The 12,274-nt window shown below is 54.2% G+C and carries 9 protein-coding genes; 3 read left to right on the forward strand and 6 right to left on the reverse strand.

Translation table 11 applies throughout. The features are described 5' to 3' along the window. Nucleotides 1-18: 18 nt before the first annotated feature. From AKN83_RS37400 to AKN83_RS37415, 4 genes are all read right to left on the reverse strand, one after another. Nucleotides 19-1,449, reverse strand: coding sequence for a response regulator (locus AKN83_RS37400; protein ID WP_172803678.1), 1,431 nt, complete (start codon nt 1,447-1,449; stop codon nt 19-21). 10 nt (nt 1,450-1,459) lie between these two features. After that, nucleotides 1,460-2,350 carry a HAMP domain-containing histidine kinase gene (locus AKN83_RS40815; protein ID WP_172803679.1) on the reverse strand — a complete coding sequence of 297 codons (891 nt, stop codon included), beginning with the start codon at nt 2,348-2,350 and terminating at the stop codon, nt 1,460-1,462. Continuing rightward, complete coding sequence (locus tag AKN83_RS37410) at nt 2,347-4,191, reverse strand: AAA family ATPase (RefSeq protein ID WP_063695732.1); 1,845 nt, start codon at nt 4,189-4,191, stop codon at nt 2,347-2,349. The genes AKN83_RS40815 and AKN83_RS37410 overlap by 4 nt, the downstream gene beginning before the upstream one ends. A 656-nt stretch (nt 4,192-4,847) precedes the next feature. Continuing rightward, on the reverse strand, nt 4,848-5,324 hold the full coding sequence (locus AKN83_RS37415) for a hypothetical protein (RefSeq protein ID WP_050400017.1): 477 nt from the start codon (nt 5,322-5,324) through the stop codon (nt 4,848-4,850). A 21-nt stretch (nt 5,325-5,345) separates the two neighbouring features. Here AKN83_RS37415 and AKN83_RS37420 point away from each other — a divergent pair, with 21 nt between their 5' ends. The 3 genes from AKN83_RS37420 (at nt 5,346) to AKN83_RS37425 (ending at nt 7,888) form a co-directional block, all read left to right on the forward strand. Continuing rightward, nucleotides 5,346-6,515, forward strand: a complete 1,170-nt coding sequence (locus AKN83_RS37420; protein ID WP_050400015.1) for an ImmA/IrrE family metallo-endopeptidase — start codon at nt 5,346-5,348, stop codon at nt 6,513-6,515. Then, nucleotides 6,508-6,933: a hypothetical protein gene (locus AKN83_RS40340; protein ID WP_157113763.1), complete on the forward strand. Its 426-nt coding sequence runs from the start codon at nt 6,508-6,510 to the stop codon at nt 6,931-6,933. The genes AKN83_RS37420 and AKN83_RS40340 overlap by 8 nt, the downstream gene beginning before the upstream one ends. A 238-nt stretch (nt 6,934-7,171) precedes the next feature. Then, on the forward strand, nt 7,172-7,888 hold the full coding sequence (locus AKN83_RS37425) for a hypothetical protein (RefSeq protein WP_050400014.1): 717 nt from the start codon (nt 7,172-7,174) through the stop codon (nt 7,886-7,888). Nucleotides 7,889-8,449: 561 nt separating this feature from the next. Here the strand turns inward: AKN83_RS37425 and AKN83_RS37430 are convergent. Both AKN83_RS37430 and AKN83_RS37435 read right to left on the reverse strand, forming a co-directional pair. After that, entirely contained in the window at nt 8,450-9,124 is a 675-nt protein-coding gene (locus tag AKN83_RS37430; RefSeq protein WP_050400013.1) for an HAD family hydrolase, read from the reverse strand. A gap of 12 nt (nt 9,125-9,136) precedes the next feature. After that, entirely contained in the window at nt 9,137-10,708 is a 1,572-nt protein-coding gene (locus AKN83_RS37435; RefSeq protein ID WP_244522238.1) for an amidophosphoribosyltransferase, read from the reverse strand. Between the last annotated feature and the right edge of the window lie 1,566 nt (nt 10,709-12,274).

Genomic DNA, 12,274 nt, shown 5'->3' on the forward strand with positions numbered 1-12,274 from the left:
GCAGGTGTGACGAAAAAACTACATCTTAAGCCCACGGGAAACTATGCCTGAGAGCATCTCTCGGGCAAGATCACGATCCGTCTTTGGGAACTGAAGTTGACGTAGAACATAAATATAAGCGCATGCGAGAACCTCGCGATCGCCAAACGCTTCAGCATGCGCCCACTTGCGCGCAGAGGCGATGAAATTAGGGATTGTTGAAAGTTTCGCGAATGCGTTCAGATCAAACCAATCTATCGTCCCGTCGCCGGGCCTCCAGCGAAGCATGTCGCGATATCCGTGAGGATGAAAAAACGGGCTCAATTCAAGCGTGACCGCGTCAATGGCGCTCGGGAGCGGATCGACCGAGCCATAGTCCAACAACATGACATGGTGTGTCGCATTTGCCCGAGCGTTCTCTCCGTGCAGATCCCCATGGCGAGTGCACATGTTCACCGCTATTTCGCGCGCTTCGTAGGCTCTCCAATCAATGTCATCAATCAAAGAATGAATCGCCGGCAGACGATCTTCCCAAACTAGAAGCTTTACTAGCTCGAGAATGGAGCCTTGCTTCACACTCGGCTTTCTGGCCCAAGTTGACTCGCACTCCCTAAGAGCATTGGCACAAACTGCTGCATCATTATCGGAGATGCGCAGAACTTCGAACATCGAGTGATCGTACCCCTCCAAGAGGCGGTAGAATGCGCCTCTGCGGCCGACCACTCGTGCAAGAGGTGGTGGGAGTTGCGGGGCATAGGTGCCGGCCGGCAAGCGCACAACCTCCTGTTCGTATCGCTTCATCTCGCCTAAAATGGCGTCATGCGGGCCAATTTTCCCGACAGCTGACATCCGAACTTCGCCGTTGCTGTTCTTGACCTCGGCCTTCAGTACCCTTGCTCCGGAGAGGCCATCATTCAGAACCTCGACATCGACGCATAGTCCGCTTTGTAGCCGACCGAAGCAGCGAACCAGCCGAGCCTCATCGTCCCTAAGCTTAATGCCGGCCCCTCTGGTATTAATTTCTATTTGGTCCGTGATTCTCGCTGTTGCAGCTAGTTGCTCGACTGCCTCGAAGAATGGGGTAAGCGTAGATTTTTGGAATCTCCGGACGAGCGGCGTCGGTTTCCGATCACCAAAGACGTCGCACAGCTGTCCCTGAGCGACGAGTTCATCCACGTACTCATCACCCATGGGGAGTGCTGTGAGGAAATAGACGACTGTATCAGGGGCGACTTGACGTACCTGTTCCAGCACCGCACGACCATGCACAACGTCTGGATCTAATTGGCCCGGAGCACTCGGGATTCGTTGATCCAATACGATGAGGTCGAACGCCCTCTCGGACACGCGTGCTACCGCCGTATCGCGATCTTCTGCAACTTCTACCGCATGGTCGCCGAAGACTCGTTTCAGCTCCGGTAAGATGGCGGCAACTCGTGCGGGCTCATCCTCAACCAGAAGGCAACGCATGAAAGACACCTCAGCTTTGAACGGAAATGATCGGCCAATTAAGATTAAGGGTACACCCCCTATCTTTCTGCGGAACGAGTTCGATTGTGCCCGAAAGCGACAGCATCGCGGCCTTGGCGGCGGGTAGTCCGTGGCCGCTGTGTCCTTTTGAACTGGTACCGATCTCGAATGCGCCAGAGATGCTCCCTGAAAAGCCCATTCCCTCATCGATAATCGACACCCAATTGTCTCGATCGGTTCTACCCCAGTTGACGACAATAGCTGGCTTGTGATCTTCCCCAGCAATTGGCAGGCACGCTTCGATCGCGTTTCGGATTCCATTAGTCACTGCGATAGTTACGAGCGACGGATCCCCCTGCACGAGCGCAGGCTGCGGGCCGGCAAAACTTACAAAGCACCGCTGGTGTTCGAGGTCGTGCGGCAAGCAATTGCGAACAACTGTCGCTAAGTCGAACTCCTCGATCACGGCAGGCTTCGAGGCATTGTACAGTTTGGTAATGGCGGTTGCTTGCAGTTGTATCTGACCAATCGCGGTCTTGGTTCGGCTATTCAAGAAATCTGGCACCTCTTGCGCAGCCGCATGTTCGATATCGCCGATTAATGGGTTTAGTTGATGCAGCACTCGCTCGGTAACTGTACGCATCGCCTTGAGGAATGCTTCATCGTAAATTTCCCTAGCCTGCTCGGCGGCTGGCTCAGCCGCCATTGGCATGCTAGCGTTCAACGTCTCTAATGCGGATCCAAATTGTTGTCGGATCTGGGGTACGGTCTCGCTGTAGTAGGCGGCCTCGATCACGGCCCGCTCGACCAAGGTCGGATTTAGTGCAATTTCTCGGCCTGCAAGGCGACGATCCGCAGATCGTTTCGAAGCAATGAGTGCGGTGAACTGCTCAGGCGTCATTTATGCTGCGGCCGATCGTAGAACATCGCGCGCTTATGGAAAGCCTCCTCGCCGCCTTCCATGATGCTGGTGATGCCATCGACTGATTTCGTATCATCCAGTGGACCAGCATGGACAACAAACCCTCGTTGCCCATTTGAACCAAGCCGAACCACCCGCGCCGCTTCGCCCAAAACCGGTATATTTGCATTGTGCGTCGTGAAAATTAGTTGGCCTTGCCGCGAGCGGTGACGAACTGCTCCAATGAGCGTGTCAACGATGAATGCGTTATCCAGGTGATCCTCAGGCTGATCGACTATCAGAACGCGATCTGGATGTTGTAGCAGAATAGAGAGGACAACAGTGCAGCGCTGCCCCACGGATAGTTCCTTCATTGATTTGAAATTGCCGCCGTCAAGAAGCTCGAAATCTGCGGCATCTTCTAGTGCAACCCCGACGATAGACTCGCCACCAGCCGCACGCAATTGCACCGCAACTCGCTCCGCGCGGTCACTGGCGATCTTGGCTGTCCTACTTAGAAAAGCGATATCATTGTTTTCTGATGCTTCAACAAGCTCCCGAGGCGTCATTGCGCCGGCGAGGGATTGTGCCAACTCGTTATATCGAAGTCCGCTGCCGCGAAGAGCGTTCGTGATCGCCCCGATAAACTCCGCCAACTCCGCAGATTGTCGAATCCGTACGCGAATGAGAGGCGACAGGCTCCTCGTCAATAGCTTTGCAACGCGCTGTCTCTCGGTGCAGCGCCCCTCTCGCAGCGAGTCGAGCTGATCTAACATCTTGCGACGCTGCTTCTGCACGGCCTTCGCACGCTCCAGTTTCTGCGCGCGCAGCGCCTTCAGAGCCTCGAGCTGAGAAGACTGTTCACGAAGGCCCGCGAGCTGTCTCGCCGCAGCGCCGGCCCCCTCTCTCAAACCTTCAATTTCACGCCGTATAACGCGCGCTTGTTCCTCAAGGGGGGCACGGGCCTTCTCTACCTCTCTAGTTACGGTATCGATTTGGTCGACGGCGGCATTTAACAGCTTTTGCCCTTCTTCGACATGCTTCTCTGCCTTGGCGAGATTGCTCCGTATTGGCTGTAGGAGATCTCGACCAGCCGATTCCGGCCATTCGTCAAGACCAAATCCAAGTATATGGGTGTCGAGTACTGCATCTCGATAGCCGGCAGCGGTGTCTTGCGCCCGTCGCAGTGCGTCCAATTGAACTGCTAGATTGGCGCTCTGGCTCGAGAGTACGTCAAGCTGCTGCTGCTTCTGTTCAAGCTGCAGCGATGTTCTGGACATATCCGCTGCTCTGGCCTCGGCGCGAGCGAGTTCGGCCTGGATGGCGCCAATGCCTGAGAGCCGCTCTAATATCTGATCGGCCTCGCGGAGTAGCCCGCGAATTTCAGTCGTGAGAGACACGACTTGGGTAACGTGCTTGCGCTCATTCGCCCTGTGGCTCGAACTGTCGGCAGAGAAGAAATCAACGATATTAAGACGGCCCCGTGCGCTGAGTCCGAATGACTCAACATCCGTCTGTGAAAAGATGAGCGGTCGCGTCAACCCAGGTTCTAGCCCTTCGGGCTCGGCATTGGCGGAACGCGAGACCAGAAGATCGCTTCCATCATCATCAATGGATAGCGTGACTTGCCCATCTTGAAGAACGGAAAGAGCTTGTTCGCGCGCTTGCTTCGCATCTTCCTCATTGGAAGAGCCGCGAACATCAAGGCAATAGCGGATAAGCTCGATTACAGATGACTTTCCCGTCCCTCGACCACCAATGAGCACGTTCAGCCCGTCGGTGAATCGGAGATCAAGCCCGTCCAAGAATCCGCCTTCGACTTGCATCCGCCGAATGATCACCGAAGCTCGTACCCCAACTGATTCCTGCGTGATGAAGCCTACACCCGAATCGGAGCATCGGACCGGAGCTTCGCTAACGGCTATTCACAGCGCTTCGACAAAAAATTCAAGCCGCACTATCTGGGTTGCGGCCCCACCCTTGCATTTAACTTCTAAATATCGATCTAATTAATTGATTTAGAAGGGAAATTGGCTTCCGGCTAAAAAAGGATGCGCGATTGCGATAGTTGTTGGCGCAAGACGTGCGGTGGAGGCAGGCGCCCAAGCTCCAGAACGCGAGCCGGCGGTTGAGCTGCGGCGGAACCTTGAACCTCTACTTCACCCTAGCCGAAAATCCGCGCAAGTACCCGTCCGCTGACGCGCTGTCTCGGTACCCCTTGCCAGCGGACGAGCATACTTCGAGCGTCCTTCCAACCTTAGCTCGTAGGCGCCCCTCGACGGTTAGCCGTGGCCGGGACCGTAGCTTTCGTAGACCAAATTTCAGAAGGCTCAATCCTTTCAGCGTAGTTGACAGGACACCCCTCCGCCAATCAAGCATATTTTTCAATCGTTTAGGCGACCTACTCACCAATTGCGACTCACCAGCTCAGGTCACACAACGCCAAAGCCGTTCTCGCCCCAAAAAAGGAACATTGTTGACCGGCACGCTCCCAATCTCAAGCCACGTTGAACAGCTGCTTATGAAGGTTCTCGATGGAAGCGCGCAACATCTCGGTGTTTGATCTCCAGCGCGACCAAAGAAACAGAAGCGATACTGATGCCGGAGCGAGGCTAAAAATGGTTACCAACAGGCCGATGATCATGTGGATTTCAGCGCCGGATAAGAAGGCGATTGCTGCTAAAAGGAGTGCAAGAGTGATTGCGAATCCGCCGTTCACGGCGACAACTTCCTTATATTCATTGAAAAATTGTACCTTCTTGACCTCAAGGTCGCCAATCAAGTCACTTGCATGGTCATAGAGATCCTGGCCGGCTGGACCCGATTGCTGCTTCAGGGCTGCAATCCTGTGAAGTCGGGAAAGCCGCCGTTCCAAGGGGGATTCCGTCAATTCCGTGATTGACTGCAGGAGAGCCGTCCCGGCATGCAGCCCTACCCCAAGTTGCACGAGGCTGGCAAAATCGCCTAAGGTCATGCTGAAATCTCCGGACCGCCAATGGCATCATTGAAGAAAAACGTCGAACAGGTTCTCACCGCCCGCGGCTTGTCACGTGCGGAACTTAGCTCCAGAGTCGGCTTGAGCGAATCCGAACTGGTCAGCTTTTTGAGAGCTCCACCGAAGCGTAGCGAGGGTTTGCTACAAAAGCTCTCTCGCGAACTTATTGTCCCGGACTTTTTCCTTTTTGCCGAAACTGTCCCGATTCCAGAGGCGCGCTTTCCGGACTTCCGGCTGAGCAAGCCTGCGCGCACGGGATATGCGCGTGAAACGTTGCAATGGATGGACTTCGCTACGTCAATCCAGCTGCAGGCAGACGAATCGGCTCCCAACACAAAACCTACGCTGAGCCTTAAAACCGCAGTTGGCACCACAAACAACGTCTCGGCCGCAGCCAAAAACCTAAGGGAACGACTAGGCTTCACATTCGAGCTACAAACTGAGGCCAAAGATGCCCGGACTTTGTTTGCGTGGTTGAGACGCCAAATTGAAACGCTGAATGTCTTCGTATTGCTATTGTCGTTCCCCGAAAAGGACGGTGTCGGGTTTTGTCTAACTGGGAAACACTACGACGTCATAGTTTTAAATACGCGAAAACAGTCTCCCCCAAGGCGTTTGTTTACGCTAGCGCACGAAATCTTTCATTGCGCCCTCGGAATGAGCGGGGTCTCTGACCCATTTGTCATCAACAACGCCGTCGAACGGGCCTGCAATCAGTTTGCCGTTGAATTCCTAGCTCCTACCGCGCTCGTAAAGCAGCAATCAGCGAAATTTATTCATTCGTCCACCCTCGAAATCGATCAACTTAGTCGCTTTGCGAAAGCAATGAAGCTCTCGATGCACGCAAGCGTAATTCGTTTGGTAGAACTAGAAATTTACCGGCCTTCCGCGATTGGAGCTTGGCAGCGATTCATTCGGTCGAACGGTGATCCCGAGATTTCTGCCGGCGGCGGCGGACGCCGACAAGAGGAATGGAAGTACAAACTCGCAAAGTATGGATTCAAGTTCGCTGAGGTTTTTGGCGAGGCTAAAACGCGTGGCGTCTACGACGACTATGAATTCTACCAACTGTCCGGCATAAAACCAAAATATCAAGACGATTATATCCAACGATCATCAAGAGCGCGGCCCGAGGATGCAATAGAAGTCGAAGGCGGAGAGGATGCCTAAACATCCCTTGCCATTTGTTTTCGACCTGCAAGCAGTACGTTTATGGTCTGAAGCATCGGGAAACGAAGCTCAAATCGTGCTCGGCGATCTGGAAGACGAGCAGGTCCTTATCTTCAATCGTGTGCTGAATGAATTCGCGAAAGCTTATCCGGATTCTGCGGTTTTAGTAAAAGCGCACGACTTCCCAAAGAAACGGGTTACTGAAGAACATCGCATGTCAGCCGCGGCACTTGCGGAATCAAGCAACGCCACCTTCGGAAGAAAAGGCCCCTATGACCAATGCATTGAATGGTGTGTTGCTGGCATCGCCTGTTGCGGACCCTATACTATCGTGACGGATGATCGTCGAAAGTCTCTGTATCAAAAGGTAAATGGATTGTCAGTAATCACGTTCGAGGAATATTTGAACCTACATTAGCGGTTTCGGTCCTTCGAGGTGAAGGCAATGACCGAACATTCAGCCCAGCTTGTCTACGACCAGGTTGATCGTTCAGGTTGCAGGTAGGAAGTCTCGAATTATTTCGTACAGTTTGGTCGAGCATAGGTCCGCCATCACCGCAGAATCCCCATGAGCGCCGCGATCATCGAAAAAGCCCGCGGCGAGGAAATCAGCTGATCCAACCCTTGAGTGGCAGATTCAAACTTGGTTCGAGGCTATGGGCGAAAAAGAGTTCGATCTCCTCAAGTGGTCCAGCGGTATCCCCCTTTGCGATGACGTGTGGCTTGGGATGCAAGCTCGCAACATCGCCATTGTTGACTTGGACGTCGTTCGCGTCATCGAGTCGAACGTGCTTGAGGAATATTTCAAGGAGGACCAAACGCCTACCGGAATGATGCTTCTGTCCGGCATGAGCCAGATGTGGATTTTTTCAGTCTATGAGTTTCTACGGACGTGGCGAGCCAAGGCGAAGCACATCATAAAGACCGCCGACGAGTACGTTACAGTCAAACCCAGTAAGCAAGAGAAGTTCTTGAATAATGTAATTGAGGTCTCCAAGGGCCGGCACAAATTCGTGAAGTCGGCCCCTAGCTTTTACACTCACCAGCTCAAGCAAATCCCTGATCCCAAGTTTGTGGATGGTATCTGGGACTACATGAAAAAGACTGAGGAGCTGTTCGAGGAAGTTTCGCACGTTCGAATGAGCTTGGCAAAGCACGAGGTCAAGGACAAGGCCGGATTTGCGGCCGAGGCTCCGGGCTACGGACGGATGAGCCTGGACACTGGCGCTATCTATTGGCAGGTGGCGCTCGCGGACGAAACGGTGACCATCGTAAACCGTCGCCGCGTTGCCAATGCCTTCCTAGAAATCAAGGACGATGGCGGCGATGGTGAAGGCGAGCATGATCCTCTCGCCGCCCCACGGGGCGAATAGGATACACCTCCGCACGGCCACGAGAAACCGGCTCCAAAGAGGCGTCCGCTTCGGCGGTAGACATCCTCTCCTTACGGGCTTGAGACAGAACTAGCCATTCGAGACACGATTGGCTAGTCAGTTTGGTGAGCGTGTCGAAATTCGTGAACGATGACAACGCAACGAGAGCGCTCCGGGAGGAAGGCGCGTCCGCCCTTCAAGCGGTCAATTAAACTGCTGCCGTTCCCAAGCCAAGCGCAGTTCTGTGAATTCGACCGGGTGGCCGATGGTGACGGGCTCTAGCTTTCATCGTTGAGAGTGGGACCAAAGACCAAATCGTGGATGTTTCAGTTCACTTCGCCCGTAACCGCAAGCCACGTGTGATGGGCCTTGATCCAGTAGGTGCCGTCGTCAAGAGGCGCGTGGACTTTGACCTTTAGAGCACGGGCAATCCCAGTAATATTGTCAACCAAGACATTTCGGTCGGGTCGCGCTCGGCCGAAAGCTTGAAATAGACGCAGGACCAAAGCCCTGAGCCCTCGCCGGCATTGGACTATTAGTTGCCGCGCCCTCACTACCCGCCTAGTGGAAAAACCCACGCGCCCGAACGATTGGCAATAGCTCGTGATAGTTGTGGATTATGTGGTCTGGTTTCGCAGCTCGTAAGCGCGCCTCAGAAACAAATCCGCCGGTAATGGCTACGCTGATCAGTCCAAGACTTCGGGCAATATCGGTTTCTACTGGCATATCCCCGATAATGAAGGTCGACTCGGGCTTTAGATCGTTTTGCTCCATATATCGCCGGAGACGCTCCCCTTTACTCATCGTCTTATACTGCGTGGCACGGCTTTCAAAGGCCAGGACATCGTTGAAGCAGCGATCGATGCCGAGCCTTTGCAATTGAGCAACAAGAGGTGCGACTATATGGTTGCTGACGATGATGGATGAAGCCGCTTCCTGGCGAACCCATTCCAGTACTGCGCGCGCCCCCACGCGTAGATCCGCTTTGTCGGCCAACGGCTCGTAAGTGTCATGGAAGATTGCACTGCCATCGCGATCTACAGCTGCGACTTCCGCTTCTGACATCCCGATGCTTCGGAAAAGGATGGACAGTGGGACATCGCAATGATCCCGAATGGTGTATAAATCGATCGCCGGGCGACCAAAACGTTCCAGGATAGCGTTCGTCGTTTGGAGTAGTGCGCTGGCATCGTCAAGCAACGTGCCATTCCAATCAAAAACAAGAACCGGCCTCATGATATTCAGACCTCAGGCAGCGTTCTGGTAGTCAGCGACAAGGTTATGAAGATCTCTGTTGGCGCGGCTTTGACCTGCAAGAGTCGGCATTTCGAATGTGAAGGGCGACAAGTCTATTCCCTGGCTCCCCCGCGGCAGCAACGAGGACAATCGGGAGAAGGGCAAATAAGTCACAGTTGCCGCGTTGATCGCGGCGGCGATTCTTCTATCAAGCGATTGGAGAACATGCGGCTCGATGTCTTTGAACAGCAGGCTTCGCTTCTGCTGTTGGGCGGGCAGCCGTTTCCACGCCTGCCAAAAGGCCAGTTCATCGATGGCCTCAATATCCACGCCGTAGTAGTTCGGAGCCACGATAGGTGGCGAACCGATTCCCCAATGGACAGCTTCGGCGCCTGCCGCAAGGAGCATATTCGTTATGGTCAGGCTGGTATCGCCACGAATGAGGGCTTCATCGGCAATGAGTATCGTGCGTCTGCCAACGTCAGTCGAAGCGAGCCGATACTTGCGAGCGATACGATGCTTGCGCTCACTGGTTGGGCCGATGAGAGTTCGCTCAGAGAGCCGCGTCTCGATGACCTCACGTCGTTCGACGTTAACGCCGCGTGCTAACAGAGATGAAAATAAGCCGTCAGCATAGGGCCCTCCGGTATGAGGCATGGACGAGACGATGACGGGATCTCCGTCCTGCTCAGCGCAGATCCGTTGCGCAATAAGATCACCTAGCGAGAAGCCGATATTGTAACGAGTTTCGCGATGAGATTGGCCCTCGATAGACGTATCCGGGTTTCCGAGGTAAAGGGCCTCATAAACGCATAGTTTGGCGGTTTCTTGAGAAGCACTGACGCGACGATCGAGGCAATGCCCCCGTTTGCCATCCACATATTTGATGTAGCCCGGCAGGATTTGATCTGACTCGCCTCGAAGCCCGGCAAAGGCGCAATTTTCTGAAGCAAAGAGCAAAAATCCGTCGTCCGTCCGCATGAACTCCAACGGACGCAGACCATATCTGTTGCGAAACGCAATCAGATTTCCTTCGGCGTCCAGCAAAAGCGCACTGATAGCGCCATCTATGCGCTCATCGATCTCGCGAAAGACCTTCTCGTAGTCGACCCGTAAGCCTTGCCGCCAATAATCCCTTTCACAGATGTGTTCAACCAGCTTGGGCAACGGTTCGACATCCGTCCGACCGAGGGTGTGACCTTGTGCAACCAGTTCTGCTCTTACCTCAGGGGCGTTTGCTAACGCTCCGTCCAAAAACATTGCCAATTGATGCGTGTTGGTCCTACGATTGCGGGCGGGTTGATCGTCGCTCTTAGCATCGCGGCGAGTGCGACCGCGAACATGAGCGATGGCAACATGTGGATTGAACTTCAGGTCCCGCTCGTCGATGCCGACCGCACTGAGTTCTCGTGACGGCTGAGACGCGCTTTTATATCGAATGCCTTTGTTGTGCATGAAGGCGGCGACGCCTACTCCTGCCTGTCCGCGGAGTGCCAGCTTCGGAAGCATGAGCGTCAGCCGATCATAGACAGTCTGATGGGAATTATTCCAAGGCAAGAGAAAAGCGGCAGCGATACCTGACATGCTGGTTAACTTTCACTAGCGTCCTGTCCTGAGCCCAGTACAAAGCGGACGTGTTGCACCGATCCGAGAGGACATGGTCCTGCCCATAAGCAAGCTTCGTACCACCACTTAGCATTCGCCCGGACCGTCAAACCCGCTGGAGTTTCACGGCCTCTCCCGATCTCTAAGTGGCCGGATGCCTGAGCTGGTAGTTTCGCGACAAATCTGTCTGAAGCGCGCCGAACCTTGTGTAAGAAATGGCAAGCTAGAGCATGCTATCAATCGTGCCGCAGCGCGCGATTGCCGTGCGGCTGGCGCTGATGCGGTGAGGCTGCGCACCTCTCTTCACCTGAATGCAAACTTCCAGCACGATCTCTGAACCAGGATCGATCGCGCCGGCAATACGAGCTGGAAGCTCTTGACGCCACTCAAGCGTTGTGGGGTGGCTATTTAGCTGTGGTCCGGTTGTCTGACCAACAATCATTTTACTTTGTGCTTGCGCGGGAATGATTGAGAAGCCGCCGGTTACGAATAGAGATCCGAATTTTCATCGACAGCGGCTCAAGGCTAGAGAGAAGACACATGTACAGGTCTGCCAGCGGAGCTGGTCCAATCGATCGATGGAGCAAGAACGAGCACAATCTTACTCTGCGGCGGCGAACCCGCAGATGAGTGAGCGTGCTTTGCAACTATGTTGTGTCGTATGAATTTGAAGTATCGATTTGGCTTGCGAAAAGCGCGCAGAATAGCGCCGCGAGACGCGCAAATTCGCGACCGCATGTTCAAACGAGAATCAATCGCCTTTAGCTACCGTGTTGCTGAACGCCCTCATGTATCAACAATAGGTTGACAATTAAAATGGGTTTGCTGCTTTTTTGCATTGTGATGCGTGAGAGGCTTACGCCTTGCATGCGGCCCTCGGAACGCGATCACGAAACCTGCGTTGCGTTGAATAAGCAGGCCCGCGCGCACTAGCAACGATCTTCCGATTGGGCCGCTGTTGGAAAACGAGTAGAGTTTAGACGGAGCTCATGGTAAGTCCCGTCCGTGGTGCGATGGCGAGCTCGGCGCTGATGTCGGCATGCGAGGTGAGACCAAAATCGACCGCGGTGAGAGGGATGTGGCGATGTTCTCAAGGGTGACGCTGCTTTTCTGATCTCATCGCTAACGTGTGTGGCTGTGGTCTTCATTGCCGACCCGCGCCAGGTCAAACGTCTTCGGGCCTGACTAGGTCAAGACCAGTCTCAAGGCGATCGAGACGTTCTTCGGCGTCTTCCCCGGCGCAATCTCTCAAACGCTCATTGGCAGCAATGGCGCTTCACCGGTCGCTTGAGGTGGCCTCGTTACTCACGTCAATCCACTGGATATCCAGCGCTCGGCCCTACCCGCTTTCCATGCCCGCCGGGCCTAGGCCCCGCCAGGTCTTGGCGCAAGCTCAAGCACCCAAACCGCGTCAGAAAAGCCGTGAAATCCCTAGCTAATCAGTATTTTCGCCCTTGCTTGGGGCAGCTGTCCAAGTACAATTACATGTAGAATGCTGATTTGATTTCGCCCCTTTGTCGAAATTGTACGATAACACCTGTTTAT

Origin of the sequence: Bradyrhizobium embrapense, assembly GCF_001189235.2 — a bacterium.
Lineage (GTDB): Bacteria > Pseudomonadota > Alphaproteobacteria > Rhizobiales > Xanthobacteraceae > Bradyrhizobium > Bradyrhizobium embrapense.

What these genes read in the sequence shown, in the direction of transcription:
- AKN83_RS37400 (WP_172803678.1), bottom strand. Translation starts at nt 1,449, where the DNA reads ATGCGTTGCCTTCTGGTTGAGGATGAGCCCGCACGAGTTGCCGCCATC.
- AKN83_RS40815 (WP_172803679.1), bottom strand. Translation starts at nt 2,350, where the DNA reads ATGACGCCTGAGCAGTTCACCGCACTCATTGCTTCGAAACGATCTGCG.
- AKN83_RS37415 (WP_050400017.1), bottom strand. Translation starts at nt 5,324, where the DNA reads ATGACCTTAGGCGATTTTGCCAGCCTCGTGCAACTTGGGGTAGGGCTG.
- AKN83_RS37420 (WP_050400015.1), top strand. Translation starts at nt 5,346, where the DNA reads ATGGCATCATTGAAGAAAAACGTCGAACAGGTTCTCACCGCCCGCGGC.
- AKN83_RS40340 (WP_157113763.1), top strand. Translation starts at nt 6,508, where the DNA reads ATGCCTAAACATCCCTTGCCATTTGTTTTCGACCTGCAAGCAGTACGT.
- AKN83_RS37425 (WP_050400014.1), top strand. Translation starts at nt 7,172, where the DNA reads ATGGGCGAAAAAGAGTTCGATCTCCTCAAGTGGTCCAGCGGTATCCCC.
- AKN83_RS37430 (WP_050400013.1), bottom strand. Translation starts at nt 9,124, where the DNA reads ATGAGGCCGGTTCTTGTTTTTGATTGGAATGGCACGTTGCTTGACGAT.
- AKN83_RS37435 (WP_244522238.1), bottom strand. Translation starts at nt 10,708, where the DNA reads ATGTCAGGTATCGCTGCCGCTTTTCTCTTGCCTTGGAATAATTCCCAT.